Raw genomic sequence first — 23221 nt, 5'->3', positions numbered from 1 at the left:
CAGCACGGCCCACGCACAGCCAACGCGTCACGACATGAGAAAAAGCGGCACCCACGGTGCCGCGACAACAGACCTTCGAACCTCGCACATCGGGGAAATTTCCCCTGACAGTGTGGCGAAGGGGCAAGATACACACTATCCACCCGCGCCCGATTGCCGCAAGCTGGACGACAACTTGCTGCACGCTCTCGATCGACCCCTCCCGGTGTCTCGAGGCAGCCGGCATCCCAACATGAGCACTATTGACAACACCGCAGCTCAGGGACTGAACAATAATCGAACACCCCAACGAGCATGACCCCGTACTCGCCCTCGGCGGCACTACTCCTGGTCACGGCGAGATCTTGGGTTTGGCGAGTGTCCGTTGCTCCTCAGGCACCTCGAGCGGGCTGTATTCCTCAACGTCTTCCACGGGAAGATGCGGCCCGCGTAAAGGGCCACGATGGTGGCAAAAGCGCCCGCACCTTGCTCTCGCACAGCATGACCGTCTCACCGCGGTACGATCACCTGTCGTTCATCATCCCGCCTGCGGTGGAGAACGCACTCGACCGCCTCATGGCACCTCGCGCCTCCTGCCACTTCGGCATGCCCGGACTGCGGATGGTCGCTGGCCCACCCAGTACAACCAGCCCTCACCGATGGGGAGGTAGGTGAAGTCACCTGCCCGAGGTTGCTCCAGCCCGCCGGGAGCGGAAACCCTGCTGACCAGGTCAGGTGCTGGTTCGGCAAGCGTCCCGGAAAGTCGTGGTGCGTAACCACCCGCGCGGAACCCGGTCGAGCGCCCGTGCCCCGCATCGACCGTTCCACCCGCTCACGGATGATCACCCGGTCCCGACGTCCTCGGGCTTCTGGCCGGGGCGGGTTGGTAATCCCCGAGGAGGTGCGAGCGTGCTGCGAGGTGATGACTCGCAGCACGCTCGCACATTGTTTCGGCGTGGTGCCCGTGTTGTGCGGGGGCCTGTCCGTCAGGGGTAGGAGATGACGGTGGAGGGCACGGTGTCCGAGCCGGAGGTGGCGGCCCCGGTGTCGTTGATGACGTGGTCGTATTGCCCCTTGCCGCCGAGCGAGACGACGAGCAGGTCGTGGAAGACCACGCCCGGCGTGTTCGGTGCGGTGAAACCGCGCCCCTGGCGGATGGTCGGATCCGTGGTGTAGTTGCAGTAGCTGCCCATGCCCCAACCCTCGTGGGTCGTCACGGAGTCGCCGACCTTGTAGGCGGCGTAGCCGCGGATCCCGTCGTGGTTGATCGCTGCCTGGTCGGGGGCGTCGTAGGCCTTCTCGTTCTGGAAGAACACTGTCCGGCCGTGCTCTCCGTACCACTGCACGTCGTACTTGTTGAAGTGCTCGGCGAACAGGCCGGTGGCCAGCACGTTGTCACCGTTGACGACCAGGCCGTAGTCGGCGCGGTTGGTTTCCCAGCCGACGCCGCTGCCGTGGTCGGCGCGCCAGAGCCAGGTGTGGTCGATGAGCGTGTCGTGGGCGTTGACCACCACGCTGGTGGTGGCCTTACCGGCCCCTGCCCCGCCGATGCGGACGAACAGGTCCTGCAGCGAGATCGGATTGGCCGCGTGGTCCGCGGCGGATCCTTCCGGACCGACCTCCACCAGGGTCTCCGAGTTGACGGTTCCGGCGTCGACGAGGAGCCCGGCGATCCGCACCCCGTCCACGTCGGCTATCTGCAGGGCCGTGACCCCGTTGTCCGGGATGAGCGTGGCATAGCCGAGCCCGAGGACCACGGTGTTGGCCCGGTTGACCCGGATCGGCTGGTCGAGGTGGTAGATGCCGGGAGTGACCAGCAGGTGCTTGCCCTGATCGAGGGCTGCGTTGATCGTGGCCGCGGTTTCCCCGGGCCTGACGATGTGGAACCGCGACAGCGACAGCGACTCCCCCGCGGGCGCACCGCCCTCCCACGTGGTGCCGCTGGCTCCGGTGCGCAGCGCGGGCAGGAAGACCCTGAACTCGCTGCCGTCGAGGTACATGAACGGCTTCTCCCGCGAGATCGGGGTGGTCGCCAGCGTCGTGTACGGCGGTTCGGGGAAGCTCTGCGCCGGAGCACCCGCGACACCGGAGAAGACCATGTTCCACACGCCGTTGCTCCAACCGCCCACAGCACTGTCGCGGGTGTACCACTGCTGCTGCGAGTACGGAGACACCGTGCCGTCGATACGGCTGTCGGCGATGTAGCCACCGCTGGCCCAGCCGTACCCGCTCGGTGCCAGATTGAGCCCGCCCTTGACGTGCATCCGCCGGAACGGCGCGGCCTGGGCGACCGCCCAACGATCCGTTCCACTCACCGGCCGCAGCGCGAGATTCTCCGCGGAACGCCAGAAGTTCTGCGTCGCGTTGCCGTCGAACCAACCGGCGTCGACGGTGACATCGCCGTTGATCGTCGTGTCGTCGGGAGACAGCCCCAGACCCGCGATCGTGGTGTAGAAGCCCAACTGGGCGTTGAGCCCATTGTACGTGCCGGGCTTGAAGAACAGCTGGTAGCGGCCCGTGCCGAACTGGGACGACTCCTGCTCGGCGAAGATCTGGTCCAGTCGCGCCTGGATGTCGGGAGTGCTGGGGTCGAAAACCAGCACGTTCGGTCCGAGATCGACGTCGGCACTCGATGAGGAGGTCGTCGTGGCGGCCCGCGCGGAGCGCTGCGACGAACCGGCCAGCACGGCCGGAGTCGCCACGGCGGCGGCCATCGCTCCGAGGGCGCTTCGGCGGGAGAACGCGGTTCCGCCGGATTCCTGATTCTCGGATGAAGAGGTGGACACGAAAATTCCTCCAAACAGGAAGGTGATCGGTCACAGTGTTCGGGAGTTCCCATTCGCGAAAAACGGAAAAACCGCGAAAACACGATTTATCTCGCCGCTCTCGGGGTTCGAGCGGGACGAGACGATCCCCGAAAAAGCGGGGTTCATCAGGGTTCGACGTTCCTCAGGGGTCGACGCGACCCCGGTCGACCAGGTAGCCGGCATCGCCCGACTTCCCTCGCGCGCTCGCGCCTTCGGGGAGTTCGAGCCGAACCGAGTAGGTGCCGTGGGTGAGCTCCGCCTTCCCCTGGCTCTGCGACCGCCCGGAGACGAAACCGCAGGTGTTGCGGCCCGGGGGTTGAAAACCCGGTCTGTAACGCGGATGAATGGCCAGGACGCCGTTCCGGGAACCAGCGGCGTCCTGGTCGATGTAGCACGTCTCCGGAGAATCGACCCAATCCTGCTGCTCGGAGTTGACCGGCCCGAAGTTCTCCCCGGTGACCACGACCATCCACTTCGATCGATCGATCGTCGAACCGGAGAACTCGTCGAAGGAACTCTGCTGCTCGGCCACGGCTATCGGAGCTGCCGACGACGGCGGCAGGGCTGTCGCCACCACGATCGCGACACGGTTTCGCGCGGACATGGAACTCCTCATTCCTGGAGGGGCGGACCGCTCCGGCCCACCGGGCTCCCGAAGGAGAGCGCTCTCAATGCATAAAGAGGGAAACGTCTAGACCACCAGCCGGTAAAGGGCCCATGTTTTCTGAATCGATCCATTGGCTCGCAGATTGGCTCCCACGGAGTCGCGTTCGTACTCCCCCCGACGGAACCGCTTGGTCCTCGTCACCGCGATCGACCACCGAAGCGGGAAGGAATCGCGGTGCGAAGCCGCTAACGAGGACTGCGCCCCAGCCCCCTGCTCGCACGCCAGCATGGAACTCCTCGCCGACATCGGCTCCGTCATCACGTGGCGCAGCCCCCTCGGGGTCAAGGTACGGAAGAAAGCTACGCCGCCGAAGAAGAGGACCTCGTCGGCCAGCCGGTCACTGATGGCCGCGAGCAGGTGGGAGATGAGATGGTCCCGGCGCACCTGGGCGCGGGCCACGCCGAACTGCTCGGCGACGGCGGCTTCCTCCTGCGGATCGAGCATGGTCAGGCGGCTTCGAGTAGACGGGCGAGGCTGGCTTGGCGGCGCTGTCCGACTGCCAGTTCATCCAGCAGTCGACGATCACAACGGTCCAACAGATCGTGGGCGGCGGCACGGGCCTGCTCGGGCAGACCCCCCAGTTCGGGGAGGGTGACCAGATCGAGCACCGTCTGTTCGACCGTGGTGACCCACCCCTGGCCCAGCTCACTGGTGTGACGTTGCACGTCCGGTGTCGGTTCGCTGTTGGGTAGCCATTTGTCCAGCACCTTCTTGCCGTTCGGGGTGATAGAGCGGACGTGATGCTCGTCCTTGCCGACATCCAGCCCCACGAAGGCGCCGATCTCGTCTGGCTCGGCCACGCTACTCCTGTCCGTTACAGGTCCTCCCGGCCTGCCAGGCGGCACCGCTCCATCCGGCATCCACATGACACAGAACCTATTCGCTCTGATCAGAGCAGTGTTCGTACCTCTATCAGCGGTCATGCGGTGCCTGAGAACTCGGTGACACCACCCCCGGATCATGAACAACAGGGGGTACAAGTCCTGCCAAGCTCACAGGCCGAGATCCCCGTTCCGGGGACAACCAAAAAGTAATGGGGGGGGAGCACGAAGACCCCGAAACCGCCGCAGACCGGATCGAGCGGCTGGCCAACGAGCGAAAGCGGAGCACGCGTTCTTGAGTTGCGCCAGAAAAACCTGGAACAAGTGCCGGTTCCAGATCCGTGCTCGATCCCCACCAACAACGGTTCGGCTCCGAGATCGACTTCGACTGCCCATCTCGGGGGCCTTCCTTGGTCAGCTCGGCACAGGTGATGCCGGCCTCGTCGCTCAGGTAGCGCATGACATGATGCACCGCTTCGCGGTCCGCGACGCACACCGCGATGCACCCCCTGGGGTCCTGCTCGACGCCGTGCTCGCTGGTCGCCAGCTCTGCGAGCCAGGTTCGCAGCGTGGCGGCCAGAGCAGCGATTTCCTCGTTCCACGAGTCATAATCGGTCACCGTGGGGGCAGGCCCGTGCAGCACGGAACGGTATCCGGCCAGGGTGTCGCTGCCGTCGTCGAGATCATCGAAGTGCTCGCCGGAGACGACGGACAAGGCGCGGGAGAGGATCTCCCGAGTTGTGCGGTAGCTCAACGGCTCCGACCGGTCCGGGCGGCAACGAACCGTGAACAACGCTCATGGGATGTTCGTTCCACACCAGTGGAAACACCCGCTCTGATCACCGCGTCACGTGCTCCAGGAACTCCTGAGTCTCGGGGTCAGGGGAATACACGCAAACTCCGCTCATTCCGCGGGTGAGAAGCACCTTGTAGGTGTTGCGGATAAGCCCGGCGAAGTGGGTTTCGTCAGCTTTGCGTACGGCGGGGTCGAAGGAGTGGTCGCTGCGCGCGACCCATTGTCCGTCGCGACGAACGAGGTCGGGGCCGATGATAACCCCGGCCCAGTCGTATTCGAACCCCTGCGCGGTGTAGATGCATCCGACCTGTCCGAATCCACGTTCGTCGGAGGCCCAGAAGTAGGATTCGGGCGCGTCGGGAACGCGTTTCTCGGGTTTCGCGTTCCAGGGTCGTTTCCAGTCACCGATGACGACGTCGTCGACGAGACGTTTGCCGTGTTCTGTATTTGTCGGGTCGCTCCACGGCCAGCAGTAGCCGGCTGCGATGCGCGCGGTACCGCCGTGTTCGGACTGCCGGGTCCGCAGCCATGATTCCATCTCCTGCGGGGAGGAGACGCTGGCAACGACGAAGTCGTCGTCGACTGAGGAGGCGAGCTGACTCCACGTCGTCGGAGCGGCCCGTTCGAGCCCGAGAAGCCGCGAGACCCACGTGTCGAACACGGCAGAGCCGCCGCAGCGGAACTGGCCTTCCAGGGACACGACTTTAACGTCGCAGCCCTGAGCTTTCGCTGCTGTGGTGATCTCCTCCAGCGATCCCATTTCTCCCGGACGAACGGTCTGATCCTCGTCGAGGAGAAACACGGGGACTGAGGCGACGTCGATCAGTTCGTTGATCTGACGTCCGGCATGTGCGCGCATGGCAAGAACTAAACGAAATGACATTGGTTGACAAGTGAGATGCTATACTTATCGAGTGACTGTGCTTGTCGAGCTTCGTGAATGGGAAATCCTGCAGAACTGGAAGCGGGATGCGGGTTCGTTCGTGGTGGTTCGGTTGAAGGCTGAAGCGATCATGCTCGCTTCCGAGGACGTCCCGATCGCGGTGATCGGTCGTTTCGTAGATCGTTCCGTGTCGACGGTGCTGAGCTGGTTTCGTGATTGGCACAATTCTCGTCTCGCGTCGGTGGTCACTGGCCACGCGGGTAGTGAGAATGCCGCGAAACTGACCTCCGCACAGAAAGAGGAAGCGCGGGAAGCGCTGGCGTGCCCGCCGTCCGAGTCGGGTGTCCCCGCGGAGTTCTGGGATGTTCCGACGCTGGAAAAGCTGGTGTCGTTGCGGTTCGACGTGGAATACGAGTCGGATTCGTCGTTGCATCTGCTGATGAAGTTCTGCGGGATGTCGTTCAAGTACCCGGACGCGTTCGACGGACGCCGAGACGAGCAGAACATCGCCACGCGTATGGCGGAGGTTCGTGACCAGGTCACCGGGCTCATGGAGGCCGGATACGAGGTCTTCGCCGCCGACGAGGTCCGCCTCGACCACGAGGCCGAGACGCGCCGGACGTGGTTGCCGATCGGGGTGCGTACGAACATGCACGTGGACCGGGAGAAAGCGGCGCAGTCCTATTTCGGCGCTCTGAACCTGGCCAGCGGAAACGTTCATCTGGAACGGATCGAGGGCAGGCAAAACGCCGAACAGATGACGCACGTGCTCGCCCGTTTCCAACGTGCACACCCGAATTCCAAGATCGCGATCGTGTGGGACAACGCGTCCTGGCACCACGCGAAAGAACTCAAGAGACTGTTCGAACCAGGGCAGATATTCGACACCATCACCCTCATCCCACTGCCGCCCTACGCGCCTGACCACAACCCGATCGAGCACGTCTGGAATCACAGCAAAGCCGCCATCGCCAACATCCAACACGAAACACCATCACACACCTTCAGCGCCTTCGAGAACTACATCCGAGGCCGCAACTTCCACTACAGCTTCGAAAACCTCCCCGTCACCGAACACTCATCCGATCTTGTTCAATTCCCGCCATACTCCGTCCTCAAAGGTCCAGCCACCGCCAATCAGCGCTCCCTGGACATGCTGCCCCAAGCACAGCTCACCAACCTTCGGGAAAGAAAATTTGGGATTACGCCTACCCGGGTATGTGGCACGCGGAGATCCCACAGCGAGACCCCGGCCGGGGTTCCCACTATCCCCACTACGCGGACCATTCTGCAACGAATTTTCAACCCGATCGAATTTTAATCCCGCGGATCCCGCGGACCGCCGATGAGTCGAATCCGTTCCAGGAGCGCCGCGACTTCCTGGGTGAGCTCATCATCCTGCCCCTGCAGCAGGAATAGATCATCGTACAGGGTCTGCAGCGTTCGACGCGCGTCTGTCACGTTGTTTTCCGCGAGATGAAGCTTGCCGATATCGAGGCGTACCTGCCGCGCCATCTCGGACGCGTCGCCCTCTGTCGCGCGGATCCGGTCGAGCACTCCGTGGAACTGCTGCAGCGCCTGGGGTGCCTGGCCGAGCTCCGCTCGGCAGTAGGCGCCCTGAAGCAGACACTGAACCGCGTTATCGCTCGTCGGCCCGGCAGTGCGGGAAAAAGCCGCTTCGAGAGCGTCGAACTCGGGCAATGCCTCGCGATAGCTACCACCGATCACCATGGCCGCCGCGCGGCGCAACCGAAGTTCCAATACGTTCGGGTTCTCCGCACCGAGCACCTCCCCGGCCGGGTGGATCGCAGCCTCCAGGACATCGGCGGCCTGGGCATAGCGCTCCTCCTCCAGCAACGCCGTGGACCGCTCGAATGCTTCGCGGATCGCCTCTCGCAGACCGGTGCTTGGCGCACGCACGGCCGCGACCGACGATTCCTCCGCGGCGGAGCGCTCCAGGGTCGGTCGGGATTCCGGAGGACGCCGCGGTGCGTTGGGACGTCGAAACACGAGCGTGGGATCGGGCATCGCGTCGGTGACCGCACCCGCGGTCTCCGGCTGTTCTCCCGGCGACGGCAGGAACGGCAGCAACCCTTCGTAGACCTCGTAGGCATCGGTGGGCCGCTGATCGGATGCCTTGGCCAGCAGATCGAGAACCAGTCGTTCGAGCTCGACCGGGACCTCGGGCTGTACTTCCCGGAGCGGGGTCGGCTCCGTGCTGACGTGATGATACATCCGCGCGAAGTCGTTGTCCCCGCCGAACACGGGATGCCCGATTACGAGCTCATAAAGGATGCACCCGAGCGCGTAGAGGTCGCTGTGCGGCGTGATGCGCGCACCCTGCACCTGTTCCGGCGACATGTATCGACTGGTGCCCATGGGCATGCCGGTCGCGGTCAGCCGGGTGACGTCGGACCGCAGGACGGCGGCGATGCCGAAGTCGAGTACCTTGACCGCACCGTCGTCGGTGACCAGCACGTTGGCCGGTTTCAGGTCCCGGTGCACGACCGGCAAGGCGTGCGCGTGGGACAGCACGGTGCAGATCTGCGCGGCGAACGCCGCCGCCCAGCTCATGGGCAGCGACTCGTCCGGGTCGATGAACGCGTGCAGCGGCGTGCCGCGCACCAGTTCCATCACCAGGTACAGTTCGTCGGCCGCGCGGTCCAGCCCCGCGTCGTAGACCTGGGGCACACCGTGGTGTTGGATGCGCGCGGTGACGCGCGCTTCGCGTTGGAACCGATCGGCGAGCACGTCGCTCGCGGTGCCGGAGGCGATCGACGCGGGACTGATCCGCTTGACGGCGACTTCTCGGTCGAGCACGACGTCGAAGGCCCGCCAGACGGTTCCCATCCCGCCGGAGCCGATTTCGTCCCGGAGTTCATAGCGATCGCCGACCGCCTCCGTCCGCACGCGTCCTCCTCGCCCATACCGTCACAGCCGGTGTTTCATGATCCAGTCGTGTGATCAGTGCGTCCACCGCTTGATCCGAGAGCGATTCACTCGTGATCATGGCTTTATCTCACGTCGTCGGTGATGCCCTCCTGCTTGCGGATCAATCGCCACGCCGCGCTGCGGGCGCTGCGGTTGAGTGAGTCCTTGAAGGACTTCTCGGGGCCGAAGTACTGCCGTCCGAGATCGGCGATGGAATCAATGTGATCCATCATCTTGTCTTCGAAGACGTCGTCGAAGACGATGCCGAAGTTGTTCTCGTCGTTGTTGGCCACCGCGGCCATCCGGACCTTGGGGTCGTCGACGGTCTCCTGGAACGGCTGGGCCACGTCGGCTTCGGTGAACTCGGTACCGTGCTTGTCGTTGAACCTTTCGATGAGCTCGGACAGCAGTGACTTGTCCTGCTCCTTACCTGTCCCCGAGCCGTCGCCGAAGCCCTGCATCATCGCGGACCCTTCGGGTTTCAGGCTGAGGTTGTACTCCCCGGTCTGCTCGACGCGCAGGTGGCTCAGGTCCACTTCACCGATGTCGACGCCGCCGTCGCCGAGGCTCGGCAGCCGGTTGAGCAGGTGCCGTCCGAACAGGTACAGCTGCTCCAGCTCGTCGTCGGAGTACGGCACGATCTGTGCCATGAAGCTATACTTGCGGGTGAAGTCGCCCAGATCGGTGCGGAACTGCTCGGCCACCTCACGCTCCTCGGGATCTTCGAGTAGCGTGGTGAACCGTTCCACGGCCGGTTCGGTGTGGCGGTAGAGCTCGGCGTGCAGCCGCGCCCACTTCGCGGGACTGTCGGCTGCTTCTTCCTCGGCTGCCAACAGCGCTTCGGCGAAAGTGCGCATCTCGGCTTCGACAAGGACAGGTGGTGCCATCACCTTGCTCTGGGCAGTGTAGAGCAGGTTCGGGTCCGACGGTAAAGTCACGGCCTGCTCGAAGTACGGCCGGAACGCTTCCTGGATCTCGTCGGCATCGTTGACGAAGTCCAGCACCGCCAGGTCGTTCTGGGTCTTGCGGTCCGAGGTCCGGTTGAGCCGGGACAGCGTCTGCACCGCGCCGATGCCGCCGAGCTTCTTGTTGATGTACATCGTGGTCAGCAACGGCTGGTCGAACCCGGTCTGGTACTTCTCGGCCACCACCAGGATCCGGTATTCGTCCTGCCCGGCCCCGCCGTGCTTGGTGGACTTGTCGTCGGCGCGGGTGTAGGCGAATGCCTTCGGCAGTGCGCTTTCCGGGATACCGTTCTCCCCGGCCTCGGTGACCTCCTTGCTCTCGTATTTCACGGTTCCGGAGAAGGCCACCAGCACGCCGGGATCCTCCCGGAGCCGTCCTTCCTCCCGCAGGCGCGCGATGCATTCCTTGATGCCTCGCGCCATCTGCACCGCGCTGAGCCGGGAGGCGGTGACCACCATCGCCTTGGCCCGTCCACCGAGTCGTCCGAGGGTGTGGGTGCGGAAGTGCTCGACGATGACCTGCGCGTGCTGCGACACCGTCGAGGGATGGGTGACCGCGGCCCGCGCCAGTTCCGGATTGGCCTTGGCCGGGTCGACCTCCCGCTCGTCGGGGTTGTTGTTGACCAGTTTCCAGTAGGTGGCGTAAGTGACGTAGTTGCGCAGCGGGTCGAGGATGAAGCCTTCCTCGATGGCCTGCCGCATCGAGTAGGTGTGGAACGGGACGTGGGTCGGTTTGCCCTCGTGCTCGACGAGCGTGCCGAAGGTTTCCAGGGTCTTGGCTTTCGGGGTGGCGGTGAACGCGAAGTAGGACAGGTTCGGGCTCTGGCCCCGGTCGGCGGCCTTCTGCTTCAGCTTCGCCTCGGTCGAGGCCGCGCCTTTCTCGCCGGTGTCGTCGTCGGCGTCGAGCCCGAGGTCGCGCAGTACCTTGCGCACGTCGCTGGAGGCGTCTCCGGACTGCGAGGAGTGGGCCTCGTCGACGACGATCGCGAACCGGGAGCCCTTGATCTCGGTCGGGTTCTGCTTGAGGTAGTCCAGCAGGGCCGGGAAGGTGTGCAGGGTGACGGTGACGATCTTGCCGGTTTCCTGCGACAACGCCCGCGCGAGCTGCGCGGACTTGGCCCCGTGCTTCTCGTCGATCTTGAATACCAGTCCCGCGGTCTGCTCGAAGCTGCCGACGGTGTCGCGCAGCTGGGCGTCGAGGTTTCGACGATCGGTGATGATGACGATCTTGTCGAAGACAGCCGTGCCGGGCTTGAGTCCGTTGGCCGCCGCGTTCTGGTCGAGCTCGTCCGGGTCGCTCGGTGTGTGCAGGGAGGAGAGTCGGTGAGAGAGCCAGGCGATGGTGTTGGACTTGCCGGAGCCGGCCGAGGCCATCACGAGGTAGTTTTGCCCGGTGCCGTGCCGGGCGGCGTGGGCGGAGAGCTTCCTGACCGCGTCCCACTGGTGGAAGCGCGGGAAGATGATCTTCTTCCTCGCCCTCCCGCTGGCGTCCTTCTCCTTGTGCAGATGCACGAACCGTTCCAGCAGGTCCAGCCAGTTGTCAGGCTGCCATACCTGTTCCCACAGGTACGAGGTGGCGTACTTGCCGAACTCGACTGCGGGCGGGTTGCCCGCTCCGCCCGGCTTGCCGGGACCTTCGGAGCCGGTGTTGAACGGCAGGAACCGGGTCTTCGCACCGCGCAGCTCGGTGGCCACGAACACCAGGTCCGGGTCGACCGCGAAGTTGGCCACCACCCGGCGCGTGAAGATCAGCTCGGTGGGGTCTCGTTCGAGGCGGTACTGCTCCTTGGCGTGCTCTACACCCTGACCTGTCAGCGGGTTCTTCAGCTCCGCGGTCGCCACCGGAATGCCGTTGACGAACAGCACGAGGTCGAGCTGGTTGTCCTTGTCGGCCTGCTTGGTGGCGTACTTAAGTTCGCGCACGACGGTGAGCCGGTTGGCCCGGTAATCGTCGAGCACCGCGTCGTCCAGCACCAGCGACGGCTTGAAGTAGGCCAGCTGGAACCGCACGCTCCGGTCCTTCACGCCCTTGCGCAGGACTTCGAGCACACCTTCGTCGTCAATGGCCTTTGCCACGCGCTTGGCGAACCCGCGCTGGGCCGCGTCCGCGTCACCGCCGTAATAACCGAGCAGCTCGTCCCACTTGCGGGACTGCGTGGCGCCGATGAAGGTGAAGAGCTGACCGGTGTCCAGCCCCAGCTCGGGAACATACTCGTCGGAAGTGCCGAGTTCCCAGCCGTTCTCCCGCATCGCGTCGATGATCGCGGTGCCGAACACGTTCTCGTGATGAACCGGGCTCATAGCTGACTACTCCTCGATCCCTCGGCCACTCGCGGTGGAAACGTCGATCTGACCGGTGACGGCAGCGGTGATCAGGGCTTGGCGGCGTTCCTTCATCAACTCGACCTGACGTCGAACCTTGTCGACCATCGAGTCGATCTGACGGTTCTGTCGCCTAATCCGATCGACCAATTTCTGTTGCTCCTCCACCGATGGCAGCGGAATCCGCAGCATCTGCAAGTCAGGGACGTAAATCGTCAGATGCGTCGAACCCGTCGCGAGACGTCCCAGCAAGTCTGGCCGCATCGCGCGCAGACACCACAAGAGGTAGTACGGGTTCAGACGAGGACCACAGGTCCAAGTCACAAAGTCCTGACTTGTGGCCATGTCCGTGCCCATTACACCCGAGTATCCAGCGGAAGCCGTACGACATAGAAATACGGTGCCTTTGGGGTGCAGCTCGGCTGCCGAGTTCGCCATCCCCAACTCACTGATCTTCTCGCGCGTGTCGACAAGGTCTTCGAGACGATCCTCGCGAAGCTGACGGACCTCCCCCGTCGTCACCCACGGGATCGTGCAGTCCACCCACCACTCCGGTTTACTACGGCTTGGAGTGTGTCCACTGCCCATGTGCGCCACAAGCCCGAGTCGAGGCTCCTCCCAATGCGTAGGTATGGTTGTCACCCACGGCAATGTCGACCGGCGACGTTCGGACGCATCTCCGTTGACGACGTGATAAGCAACGCCCGTGCTGCGACGCTCCACCAGGAGACCTAGCTTCCGGTCCAACGCCGAAACCAGATTGTCGATGCGGGTGGTCTCGGCGTCGAGGAAGTCGGCGATACGAAGCTGCTCCTGCAGAGTCGGCACCGAAATGTCGAGCATACGAACACGCTCTGCACTGATATGGTATATGTTCGCTCCAGTGGCAATCGCAGCGAACAGGCCGGATTCAAAAGCCGAACGAGTCCACCAGCCCAAAAACCTTCCGTCGATATCAGCACGTGGACGCACGCGCAACAAAGTGTTCTGGAAGCAAACAGTTCCCTCGAGCTCAGATCGATAGACAGCGGACGCCCCAACGGAACCGAGGGAACCGCTCCCCTCAGTAACCAGCACATCTCCGTACCGCAACGAGTAAAGCGGCTGTTCCTTTGGGCTGAAGTTCATCGACAGTACATCGTTGAGCTTTAAGGACCCGTCCATAACGTTGGCAGCCCGCAGGTATGGCACCATATTTGGACCGTTTGCGTGCTCGGGGGATCTTTGTCGGCCGAGGTCGATCTCGGCGACGTTGCGGAGCGTGGTATGCTGCCAGCTCACTCCGTTACCTCCCCCAGCAGATCCTGGATCTCGGACAGCGGCCTCGGTGGTTCGTAGACGTAGAAGTACCGGGTGAACGGGATCTCGTAGCCGGTCTTGGTGTAGTCGATCCACGCGTCGGGCACGTGCGGGAGGACCTCGCGGGCGAGGTGCTCGTTGAGGGGCACGTTCCCGTAATCCCGGGGTTCCGTATCTGCTTCGGGTGCACCCTTGACGGTCTGCACATCGCCGTCCGGGTCACGCACGCCGACCACCTCGCACACGGCCTCGTGATCTGCTCGGCTCATGGCTGACTACTCCTCGATCCCTCGTCCACTCGCGGTGGAGACGTCGATCTCGCCGGTCACGGCAGCGGTGATTAGGGCTTGGCGGCGTTCGGTGAGAAGCAGGCGCTGCCGCTCAAGCTTGCGTTCCAATGCGTCCAATTCCGTCACGTCTTGTTGGAGTTTACGAACCCGCTCGGCGCTGTCGGTTCCGTCTGTCATAGGGATCGGAACCCCACGCAATCGGTCGGCTTTGATGCCGAGAGCTGTAGAGCCGGTTGCTCGCAGTGCGAGCTCAAACTGCCCACGCGGAGATCGCAGCCACCAGTAGATCCATTCTGGAGAACAGTATCGACGATCGGCACGCAAAAGGATGACCCGTTGCGCAAGAGCCACTTTGGTGTCCTCCACCAGAGCGACTTCTCCCAAAGGGGCTTCTGTCGTCAAGAGAACGTCGCCGTGCGACAGCAAGCCTCGTCGCATCCAAACATTGTAGTCTTCTTCAGCGACGTATTCACGACTCGCGTCGAGATCTATGGATCCACTCTTAATGTTCTTCGCCGTCACCAAAGGTATACCACTCACAGTCTTCTCCGGAGTGGCGCCGCGATAATCAATCCACCGTTCCACAACCCGCCTCAACGGAAGCGTGTCTAGAAATTCTCCGATCCCGGCCTGGAAACACATGTCCATGAACGCAGCTTTCCGCGCTGCAAGCAGATAGCTAATCCGGATGGATCGCATGCTAATCTGATCTAGCTTGGCAGTTTCTGAGTCTAGGAAGTCGGCGATGTGGCGCTGCTCCTTCAGCGGAGGCCATGCCCATTCGTTATCGAAAAAAGCACGTGTATCAAGGTTTTGAATGCCGGTGGCCTGCTTAATCGAACTTTCTGTCAGTCCCATTTTATACGTCGACGTGAATACATAATTCAAGAAACGAGAGTCAATGTTACACGCAGGCGTAATACGAGCACAGAAGTTGGAACATATGGCGCGCTCTCCGCCTTCGAATAGCACCGCCATGCCGACCGGTTGCTTGTCCCCTCCACCTGACTTTTCCAGTACAAGGTCACCCGGTGCGAGTTCGTATCGCCGAAGCGATGAAGCTTCCACTTGTCGAAGCGGAGCGGTGTCAAGTCGCGCTCGTCGATGCTCTCGATCGAAGTCGGCGGCACGTATGCAACGGACGTCGTCTTGGTCGCCGGAAGGATCCGTACCCCATGTCCCGTTTGCATTTCGCGCGACCATATCCTTCAAACGGCCGCGCCTCCATGTCGGATGGATAGAAGAGGTCCAAGCTGTCGGTGAAAAACTCATTCCGTCACCTCCCCGAGCAGCTCCTGGATCTCGGACTCCAGCTGTTTCAGCTCGCTGTCGATCTCCGACAGTGGCCGTGGCGGTTCGTACACGTAAAAGTGCCGGGTGAACGGGATTTCATAGCCGACCTTGGTCTTGGTGTGGTCGATCCACGCATCGGGGACGTGCGGGAGTACCTCGCGGGCGAGGTACTCGTCGACGTCCTCGTCGAGGGGGACGTTCTCGTAGTCGCGGAGTTCCGTGTCGGGTTCGGGCGCGCCCTTCACGGTCTGCACCTCACCTTCCGGATCGCGCACGCCGACGGCCTCGCGCAGGGCCTTGGCGAACGGGGCGCCGGTCGGCCAGGTCCCGCCGGAGTCGACCACCGCGTCCTTGATCGCCAGCACGGCTTCGTCCTTGGTCCACCACGTCTTGCCGATCAGCGGGCGCAGCGCGGCCACGAACCCCTCAGGATCGTCGAGCTTGCGCACCGGCTTGGCCTGACCGAGCGCCGCGAGGGCCTCCTCGGTGAGCTCGAAGCGCAGCTTCAGCGGCCGCTCCACGGTGATGCGGTGGTAGCCGAAGTCGTGGTTGTCGAAGATCTTGACCTTGCCGTGCAACGGGTGGTTCTCGTCCTCGGTGACCTCCAACGCCTCGCTCCACAGCCGCGTGATCTCGGCGATCTGATCGGGGCGGCCTTCTCTGCCATCACCGATGGACTTCCGCTTGTCGCCCAGCGACTTGCGCATCTTGTGCCAGTAGTCGCGGGCGTCGAGCAGCACCACCTTGCCCTGGTGCTCTGGCCGTTTGCGGTTGCTCAGGATCCAGAAGTAGGTGGAGATGCCGGTGTTGTAGAACAGCTGGTCCGGCAGTGCGGCGATGCCCTCCAGCCAGTCGTTCTCCAGGATGTGCTGCCGGATCTGTGACTCGCCCGAGCCTGCCGCGCCGGTGAACAGCGGCGAGCCGTTGAACACGATCGCGACTCGACTGCCGCCCTTGTCGGCCGGTTTCATCTTCGAGATCATGTGCTGCAGGAACAGCAGCGAGCCGTCGTTGATGCGCGGCAGCGCGGGCCAGAACCGGCTGTTCTCTCCCAGCTGCTCCAGCTCGCCCTCGACCTCGTCCTTGACCTTCTTCCATTCCACGCCGAACGGCGGGTTGGCCAGCAGGTAGTCGAAGGTCTGGCGGTAGTGTCCGTCGTCGCTGAAGGAGTTTCCGAACGCGATTTTCTCCGGATCCTGCCCCTTGATCATCAGGTCGGACCGGCAGATCGCCCACGACTCCGGGTTCATCTCCTGGCCGTAGACCTCGACGCTGGCGTCCGGATTCATCGCGGTGATGTGTTCGTGAGCGGCGCTGAGCATCCCGCCCGTGCCGCACGCCGGGTCCAACACCTTGCGCCCAACGCCGGGTACGCTCAACGCGTCGTCGTCCGGGCCGATGAGCAGGTTAACCATCAGCTCGATGACCTCGCGCGGGGTGAAGTGCTCACCCGCGGTCTCGTTGGACTGCTCGGAGAACCGCCGGATCAGCTCCTCGAAGATGTAGCCCATCTGGTGGTTCGACACCACCTCCGGCCGCACGTCCAGGTCGGCGAACTTGCCCACGACCTGATAAAGCAGGTCCGAACTGTCCAGCCGCTCGATCTGTCTCACGAACTCGAAGTGCTCGAAGACCTTGGCAGCGTTCGGGGAGAACCCCCCGATGTACTGCTTGAGGTTGCGCTGAGCGTGCTTGGAGTCGTTCGCGATCGACCGAAGGGTGTAGGCCGTGGTGTTGTAGAAGCTGTGCCCTGAGGCTCGGCGCAGGAACTTCTCCGGGTCCATGTCCTGGTCCCGGAACTTCCGCGCCGTTTCCAGTACCTCGTCGCGGGTTGGTTCCAGTACGCATTCGAGTCTGCGCAGCACCGTGAACGGCAGGATCACCTTGCCGTAGTCGGACTGTTTGTAGTCACCACGCAGCAGGTCGGCGACCGACCACGCGTGGTTGGCCAGCTCCGTGTGTTTGTCGGTGTTCAACGCTTTCCTTTGGTTCTTGGTTGTCGAAAGAGAAAATGATGGGTATGGACCGGGACATCGAGCCGTCGCCGGAAGCGCGACGGTCAGCTGTCCGCTTCGGGCGGCAACAGCGCCCCACTGGTCAACCCGGTCGCCCACTGTCTCGCGGTCTCCTCGGCGAGCGTGCTTGCGAGTGCGGCCGACTGCCGGAGCCGGAACAAGTGCTGAAAGGCCCTCCCGTAATCCCGCTGGCTCCGCGGTGGCACGAGCGGTACCCGCAGCCGTTTGACGTCCAGCCGCACGATCGACGTGCCCGTTGTCGCTCGGTGCGTGTTCTCCTCGGCCGACAGGAATCCGGCCAGAAACCACGGGTCCAGCCGCTCGGGATCAGGCCGAAGCAGGAACAGGTGCGGGCCCAGCAACTTGCCGGAGTCCTCCGCATCGGCCACGCGGGCAGGAACGATGCGGAGGCCGTGCAGTGTCTCGGGCATGATGACGTCCCCGTCTTCGATCCGGACGTGCTCGGCAGGCTTGTCCCGCGGCGAACCCGAGGTGGGGGTTTCTCCGCGAAGATCGCTCAAGGTCAACACTGGCATATCGTCGATGGCCGCGTCCGTGTTTCGCGAAGACGCGCCCCGACGAACCGAGGTCGCTCGGTGCAGGGTGAGCGCCCCACCGCGCAACAGGTCGGCCACGGTCGCCGTCCGCCACGTCTCCGGCTCCGCATCCGCCACGGCCCACGCGTGCGAGCTCGCGTCGAACGTGTCACCGCCGATGCGTGCCGCATCCGTCAACTCGGCCAGGTTTGCGCAGGCACGAGCCAGCTGTTCACGCAGGTGCTCGGCGCGCTCGGCCTGCTCGGTCGGCGTGGCCACCACCCCGGCGTGAACGCGGCGAGCCGGCGTGACATCGACCGTGGCGTCGAGCAGATCGACGATCGACGCCCGCTGCGCCACCCCCTCCACCGGTTCGAAGCGCTCCTCGGCCTCGTCGAAGTCCCGCCACAACTCCACGATCCGCTCGTGGGAGAGGTTCTCGGTCGCCGCATCGATGAACAGCACCGATTCGCCCGTGTCCAGAGTTTCGTCCGGTTGGGTCAGAACCCACAGGTGCAGGCCGAGGTGCAGCGGTGGCGCGGCTCCCGGCGGGAGCGCGATGACAGCGCGCAACGCACCACGGCGGATCAGCTCGGCGCGGACCCTGCGGCCCGAGGCCCGTTCGGCCGCGCCCGGGGGCATCAGCACCACCACGCCACCACCCGGTTCCACGTGCGCCAGGCAGTGCTGCACCCACGCCAGTTCGGATTCCGCCCTCGGAGGGAGCCCGTAAACCCAGCGCGGATCGTAGGCGAGATCGTCATGACCCCAGTCGCGGATCCCGAACGGCGGATTGCACAACGCCGTGTCGGCCTGCAGGTCCGGAAACGCGTCCTGCCGGAGGCTGTCGGCGGCGACCGTTTCGACGAGCTCCGCCTTCGGGGCCTCGACACGAAGCCGAACCTCGGACAACACGGCCTGGGTCGGTGCGATGTCTTGCCCGAACAACTGAGTGGCGCCCTGTCGCGCCGCCGCTGACAGCAGACCACCTCCCCCGCACGCCGGATCGAATACGGTCCCCGGCTCCAGCAGGAGGCCGACCATCAGGTCCACGACCGGTTTCGGAGTCGTGTGCACCGAGTCCGCACCCAGCACATCCTGGAACACCACGAGCGCGACCTCGGCGCCCTCCTCAGACACGCAGCGCAGCAGCGCACGCACCGTCTCCGGAGCGGCCTCCGTCGGAGGAGACACGTCCAGGCACCGAGAAGTCTCCGCCACGAGCTCCTCGTCATGCAGCTCACGCAACCAGTCAAACCGGCTGGTCTCCAACCATACGAGCGGCGGGATGAACGGCAGCAGCGCAGCCGCCTCCCTCGGAGCCTGAAGCAGCGTCGTGCGCAGCTCCTCCAACGGGGACAACTCCGGCAGTTGACCACGCGCCGCCAACCAGTCCCGCACCTCCACCAGATCGTAAGCCGGGCTGGTGTCAGTGCCGCCGGTCGGATCCGGGAAGTCCGGATGTCTCCGTCGCCAGTTGCTCACCGTGGCCCGGGTGACCCCGGCCATCCGCGAGATGTCGGCTGAAGTGACCTCGACTCGCGTCACGGTGCACACTCCACGGTTCGTCGCATGCCTGAACCATACACCACCAATTCAAGCTGTATACATATTTGACACCGCTTTCATCGGTATGCTCATCTATGATTGCTTTCAATGACGGCACTGCATCGCCACACCGAGAGCGACCGGCGCCCCGGTCCGCCCGGATGCATCGCATCCCGGACCGCCCATCACCTCTCGATCACCTACCCGACATCAGGAGTTCTCCGATGAATCAGCCCTACAGCCCGTATCCCGGTCAGCAGCCGCCGCGGCAGCCCACCAAGCGCAAGAAGTGGCCGTGGGTCCTCGGCGGATTCGTGGCGCTGGTCGTGCTGGGCAGCGCGATCGGCACCGCGGGCGGAGGCGGTGGAAACCAGCCTTCCGCCGGCGGCAGCAGCACCGAGTCAACCCAGCAGGCTCCCGACAAGCCTGCCCAGGTCGTCTACGAAGTGACCGGCAGCGGCACGGCCGGCAACATCAGCTACGGCGCCAGCGGCGGAGTCTCGCAGAAGACCGGAGCCACCCTGCCGTGGAAGCACACCGGGCCCTATGACGGCGGGTACGACTTCTTCACGCTCAGCGCGCAGAACGGCAACAACGGCGGTGAGATCACCTGCCGCATCACCGTCGACGGCGAGGTCATCAAGGAGAACACCAGCTCCGAGCCGTACGCGGTCGTGTCCTGCTCCGGCAACACCGGATTCTGAGGAGGGATGTCGTGAACCAGCCGATGCCCCAGCCCGACCGCCACCCCCTGCGCGGCCAACCCGCTCCGGTCCCGCCGGTGCTACCCGCACAACGCCGCACCAACCACGTGCTGCACCTGCTGCTCACGCTGGTCACCTTCGGCTTCTGGATCTTCGTGTGGCCCTGCGTGGCCGCGTGGAACCACTACCAAGGCCGGCACGAGCAGAAGCAGTACCAGCGCGACCTCGCGCTCTACCACCAGGTCCGCAACGACTGGGAACGAGCGAACAGATGAAACGACTGGCAACGATCGGCGCGCTCGTCCTCGCGGTGGCGGGCTGCTCCGGCGGCCCCGCGCCCAACGGTCCCGACCACGGCGGCACCAGCACCCCGATGGTCACGCCGTCACCGACCACCACCGAGCAGGCGCTGAAACCGCTCCCTGCGGCCGACGACCTGAAGCTGTCGATGCGAGTGCTGAGCAAGAAGTGCTACGGCTCCGCCGGGGGTCTCGTCGAGTACCAGGTCGACGTCGCCTACACCGACGTGACACCGATCTCCGAGCTGCGACCGGCCACAGTGACCTACCGGGCCACCGGCGGTGAGGCGGAACAGATCGACTCGACGCGTCTGCGCGACGGCAAGTACGGCGTCAACCGCTCATCCGTACAGACCCCGTCGTCCAGCACCACTCTGAAGATCGAGGTCGTCGACGTGTTCTGACCTCGACGCCGACTCCGGCGCGGGTCCGGCTCCCGCCTCTCGCCACGATCACCACTCCACGCCCCCCGGAAGCCAGGAGGAACTCCTCATGATGGATAGCGACCGCAACACCGAACTCACCAACACCGTGCTGGACCGTGCCGAGCAAGACCCCACGCTGAACGACCAGGCGAAGATGCTCGTCCTCGCCGCGCTGGACAGCGACGAAGCCCTCGCCGAGGCCGCGGGAAACGCCGAAACGCCACCGCGTCCGCCGAGCGAGCGCATCCCGTCCGGATCTCCTTCCGAGCCGGTCGGAGCCTTCCTCGAGGCGATCGAGGTCTCCGGTTTCCGCGGCATCGGCGCGACCACGACGCTCGACCTGACCCCGACTCCGGGGCTGACCGTCGTCGCAGGACGCAACGGGTGCGGCAAGTCCAGCTTCACCGAGGCGCTGGAGCTCGCGCTCATCGGGGACAGCTACCGGTGGAAGAAGAACTCGACGATGTGGCAGGAGCACTGGCGCAACGTCCACGACGGAACGCGACCCGCCATCCGGGTCCGGCTGGCCGAAGAGGGCGTCGGCACGACAACGGTCGGCGTGGACTGGGCGAACGACGCCGCTCTGACCAACCGCGCGGAGTGGGCCCAGCGTACCGGGAAACGGCAGGAAAGTGTCGCTACGCTGGGCTGGAAGGAACCGTTGGCGCTGTACCGGCCGATCCTGTCCTACGACGAACTCGGAGGCCTGCTCGAAGCCGGTCCCAGCGAACTGCACGACGCGTTGGCCAAGCTGCTCGGCCTGGAGCAACTCGCCGACGCGACTCGACGGCTGCGGGCACTGGTCACGCGCTTGGAGGAGCCCGAGAAGACGGCCAAGGCCATGCGCAGCACCCTTAAGGCCGAGCTCGACAACAGCACCGACGAACGCGCCGCTCACGTACTCGAGGCGCTTCGCAGGCGTTCGCCCGATCTCGACCTCATCCAGAGCTACGCGACCGACGTCCGCCAACCTGATGCGCAGCTTTCCCAACTCCGGACGTTGAGCAACGTCGATTTCCCGTCGGAACAAGCCGTCAACGACGCCGTAACCGCCCTCCGCACAGCGCTGGACGACGCCGGCACTGCGCTCGACGATTCGTTGCTCGGCGTGGACCACCGCACCGCCCTGCTGCGGCAGGCCCTGCACTTCCACCACCAGCACGGCGACAGGGCATGCCCAGTATGCGGTGTGGGCACCCTCGACGCGGAGTGGAGCACTCGCGTCACCGCACAACTCGCCGAAGACGATCAGCGGCAGGCCGCGGCGCAGCAAGCACGCGCGAACATGCGCGACCGCGCCGCCGCCCTGCGGCGTTTGGTCACCACCACACCCCCGTTGGTCGAGCCCGACGGCGTCGAACTCGCCGCGTTCGATCGAGCGCGAGCTGCCATCGATCGCTGGACCAACATGCCCGAAACCGACGCGGCCCTGGCCGACCACGTGACACGGACGTACCCCGAACTCGCCGAGGCAATGTCCGAACTGACAGCTGAGGCACGAGACCTGATCACCGAGCGGGAGGACGCCTGGGCCCCGCTGGCCGCACGCATCATCGAATGGGTCCGTCGTGCTCGCGAAGCACGCGCCCAATCCGAAGCCCTCACCGACGGCAAGAACGCCAGCACGTGGCTCAAGGACAACACCCACCTGTTGCGCAACGAGCGTCTCCAACCGCTCGCCATCGAAGCTCGCACGATCTGGTCCGAACTGCGTCAGGAGAGCAACGTCGACCTGGAGTCAATCTCGCTGACCGGCAACGGCAACCGTCGCAGGGTCGCCCTGAACGCCGAGGTCGACGGCGAGAACGCGGGCGCGCTGGGAGTGATGAGCCAAGGTGAACTGCACGCTCTGGCGCTGGCCCTGTTCCTGCCCCGGGCCACCATGCCCGAAAGCCCGTTCCGGTTCATCGTGCTCGACGACCCGATCCAGGCCATGGACCCGGCCAAGGTCGACGGCTTCGTCCAGGTTCTGGCACGCCTGGCCCAGGACCGACAGGTCGTTGTGCTCTCCCACGACGACCGCCTCCCCGAATCGGCACGACGCACCGGTGTCGACGCCCGCATCCTGCACGTCACACGGGGATCCGGCTCCACGGTCGACATCACCGAGTCCCACCACCCCGCCCAGCGCCACGTCGCCGACGCGCGGACGATCGCCCACGACGAACAGCTCGACAACGACGTGAAAGCCGACGTTCTCCCCGGCCTGTGCCGCATGGCCGTAGAAGCAGCCGCACGTGACATCTTCCTGGCACGACGCTTCTCGCGAGGAGCGGACAGGGCAACCACCGAGGACGAGTGGAACCGCACCCACAAGACCCGGCAATGCGTGGCCCTGGCCCTGTACGACGCTCGGGAAGCCGACCTCACCAGCTGGCAATACAGCAAGTCCTGGCGCAACAGAACCCTCACGATCTGCGGCGCCGGCACCCACGAAGGACTGCGCAAGGATCCGAAGCTGGCAGTCCAGGACCTCTCCGACACCGTGAACGACCTGCTCCGGGAGTCATGATGACCGCGAACACGTCAGATGCGGACCGCTTGATCACCAGCGCTCACGCCGTCCTCGATCGCACCATCGCGGTGCCGCCGCACCAGGTATCCCGAGTGGCCGCCTTCCTCGCACGCCGCGCTCTCGAAG

16 protein-coding genes and 2 pseudogenes are annotated in these 23221 nt (G+C 64.6%); 5 read left to right on the top strand and 13 right to left on the bottom strand.

Annotated features, from left to right (window positions below; genetic code table 11):
• Positions 1-965 precede the first annotated feature (965 nt).
• The 6 genes and pseudogenes from BLR41_RS10200 to BLR41_RS10180 form a co-directional block, all read right to left on the bottom strand.
• Complete coding sequence (locus BLR41_RS10200; protein WP_342745358.1) at positions 966-2693, bottom strand: coagulation factor 5/8 type domain-containing protein; 1728 nt, start codon at positions 2691-2693, stop codon at positions 966-968.
• Positions 2694-2928: 235 nt separating this feature from the next.
• Complete coding sequence (locus BLR41_RS10195) at positions 2929-3390, bottom strand: glycoside hydrolase family 16 protein (protein WP_092627779.1); 462 nt, start codon at positions 3388-3390, stop codon at positions 2929-2931.
• Between the two features lie 87 nt (positions 3391-3477).
• The gene (locus BLR41_RS10190; protein WP_092627778.1) at positions 3478-3897 is read right to left on the bottom strand and encodes a hypothetical protein; all 420 of its coding nucleotides are present in this window, start codon (positions 3895-3897) and stop codon (positions 3478-3480) included.
• 230 nt (positions 3898-4127) lie between these two features.
• Positions 4128-4253 (bottom strand): annotated as a pseudogene (locus BLR41_RS23485) (IS110 family transposase); the annotation flags it as partial.
• Positions 4254-4365: 112 nt separating this feature from the next.
• Entirely contained in the window at positions 4366-5028 is a 663-nt protein-coding gene (locus BLR41_RS22455) for a hypothetical protein (RefSeq protein ID WP_143013038.1), read from the bottom strand.
• 85 nt (positions 5029-5113) lie between these two features.
• Entirely contained in the window at positions 5114-5929 is an 816-nt protein-coding gene (locus BLR41_RS10180; RefSeq protein ID WP_218120049.1) for a DNA/RNA helicase domain-containing protein, read from the bottom strand.
• A 154-nt stretch (positions 5930-6083) separates the two neighbouring features.
• Between BLR41_RS10180 and BLR41_RS10175 the strand changes: the two genes are divergently transcribed.
• Complete coding sequence (locus BLR41_RS10175) at positions 6084-7274, top strand: IS630 family transposase (protein ID WP_245694059.1); 1191 nt, start codon at positions 6084-6086, stop codon at positions 7272-7274.
• Here the strand turns inward: BLR41_RS10175 and BLR41_RS10170 are convergent.
• The 7 genes and pseudogenes from BLR41_RS10170 to BLR41_RS10140 form a co-directional block, all read right to left on the bottom strand.
• Positions 7271-8863 (bottom strand): serine/threonine-protein kinase, encoded by a 1593-nt coding sequence (locus tag BLR41_RS10170; protein ID WP_092627775.1) that lies wholly within the window; start codon positions 8861-8863, stop codon positions 7271-7273. The two genes, BLR41_RS10175 and BLR41_RS10170, sit on opposite strands and share 4 nt — an antisense overlap.
• Before the next feature lie 104 nt (positions 8864-8967).
• Positions 8968-12150 (bottom strand): type I restriction endonuclease subunit R, encoded by a 3183-nt coding sequence (locus BLR41_RS10165; RefSeq protein WP_092627774.1) that lies wholly within the window; start codon positions 12148-12150, stop codon positions 8968-8970.
• Positions 12151-12156: 6 nt separating this feature from the next.
• A complete protein-coding gene (locus BLR41_RS10160) occupies positions 12157-13452 on the bottom strand; it encodes a restriction endonuclease subunit S (protein ID WP_218120048.1) in 1296 nt (431 codons plus the stop codon).
• Positions 13449-13721, bottom strand: a pseudogene (locus BLR41_RS10155) (SAM-dependent DNA methyltransferase); the annotation flags it as partial. The pseudogene BLR41_RS10155 and the gene BLR41_RS10160, both read right to left, overlap by 4 nt.
• Positions 13722-13745: 24 nt before the next feature.
• Entirely contained in the window at positions 13746-14828 is a 1083-nt protein-coding gene (locus BLR41_RS22450) for a restriction endonuclease subunit S (protein WP_176797927.1), read from the bottom strand.
• Between the two features lie 200 nt (positions 14829-15028).
• A complete protein-coding gene (locus BLR41_RS10145; RefSeq protein WP_092627772.1) occupies positions 15029-17029 on the bottom strand; it encodes a type I restriction-modification system subunit M in 2001 nt (666 codons plus the stop codon).
• 83 nt (positions 17030-17112) lie between these two features.
• Positions 17113-19152: an N-6 DNA methylase gene (locus tag BLR41_RS10140; RefSeq protein ID WP_218120046.1), complete on the bottom strand. Its 2040-nt coding sequence runs from the start codon at positions 19150-19152 to the stop codon at positions 17113-17115.
• A gap of 224 nt (positions 19153-19376) precedes the next feature.
• Between BLR41_RS10140 and BLR41_RS10135 the strand changes: the two genes are divergently transcribed.
• The 4 genes from BLR41_RS10135 to BLR41_RS10120 all read left to right on the top strand — a co-directional run bounded on the left by BLR41_RS10135 (position 19377) and on the right by BLR41_RS10120 (position 23092).
• The gene (locus tag BLR41_RS10135; protein ID WP_176797926.1) at positions 19377-19856 is read left to right on the top strand and encodes an MmpS family transport accessory protein; all 480 of its coding nucleotides are present in this window, start codon (positions 19377-19379) and stop codon (positions 19854-19856) included.
• 11 nt (positions 19857-19867) lie between these two features.
• The gene (locus BLR41_RS10130) at positions 19868-20131 is read left to right on the top strand and encodes a hypothetical protein (protein WP_092627770.1); all 264 of its coding nucleotides are present in this window, start codon (positions 19868-19870) and stop codon (positions 20129-20131) included.
• Positions 20128-20559 carry a hypothetical protein gene (locus tag BLR41_RS10125; RefSeq protein WP_092627769.1) on the top strand — a complete coding sequence of 144 codons (432 nt, stop codon included), beginning with the start codon at positions 20128-20130 and terminating at the stop codon, positions 20557-20559. Before BLR41_RS10130 ends, BLR41_RS10125 begins: the two co-directional genes overlap by 4 nt.
• Positions 20560-20647: 88 nt before the next feature.
• Positions 20648-23092, top strand: a complete 2445-nt coding sequence (locus tag BLR41_RS10120; protein WP_092627768.1) for an AAA family ATPase — start codon at positions 20648-20650, stop codon at positions 23090-23092.
• The last annotated feature ends 129 nt before the right edge of the window (positions 23093-23221 follow it).

Origin of the sequence: Actinopolyspora mzabensis (assembly GCF_900101095.1) — a bacterium.
GTDB lineage: Bacteria > Actinomycetota > Actinomycetes > Mycobacteriales > Pseudonocardiaceae > Actinopolyspora > Actinopolyspora mzabensis.
The sequence above is the reverse complement of the archived record's forward strand: the minus strand, read 5'-3'. Positions and strand labels throughout refer to the sequence as shown.

What these genes read in the sequence shown, in the direction of transcription:
- BLR41_RS10200 (WP_342745358.1), bottom strand. Translation starts at nt 2,693, where the DNA reads ATGGCCGCCGCCGTGGCGACTCCGGCCGTGCTGGCCGGTTCGTCGCAG.
- BLR41_RS10195 (WP_092627779.1), bottom strand. Translation starts at nt 3,390, where the DNA reads ATGTCCGCGCGAAACCGTGTCGCGATCGTGGTGGCGACAGCCCTGCCG.
- BLR41_RS10190 (WP_092627778.1), bottom strand. Translation starts at nt 3,897, where the DNA reads ATGCTCGATCCGCAGGAGGAAGCCGCCGTCGCCGAGCAGTTCGGCGTG.
- BLR41_RS10125 (WP_092627769.1), top strand. Translation starts at nt 20,128, where the DNA reads ATGAAACGACTGGCAACGATCGGCGCGCTCGTCCTCGCGGTGGCGGGC.
- BLR41_RS10165 (WP_092627774.1), bottom strand. Translation starts at nt 12,150, where the DNA reads ATGAGCCCGGTTCATCACGAGAACGTGTTCGGCACCGCGATCATCGAC.
- BLR41_RS10175 (WP_245694059.1), top strand. Translation starts at nt 6,084, where the DNA reads ATGCTCGCTTCCGAGGACGTCCCGATCGCGGTGATCGGTCGTTTCGTA.
- BLR41_RS10120 (WP_092627768.1), top strand. Translation starts at nt 20,648, where the DNA reads ATGATGGATAGCGACCGCAACACCGAACTCACCAACACCGTGCTGGAC.
- BLR41_RS10135 (WP_176797926.1), top strand. Translation starts at nt 19,377, where the DNA reads ATGAATCAGCCCTACAGCCCGTATCCCGGTCAGCAGCCGCCGCGGCAG.
- BLR41_RS10180 (WP_218120049.1), bottom strand. Translation starts at nt 5,929, where the DNA reads ATGCGCGCACATGCCGGACGTCAGATCAACGAACTGATCGACGTCGCC.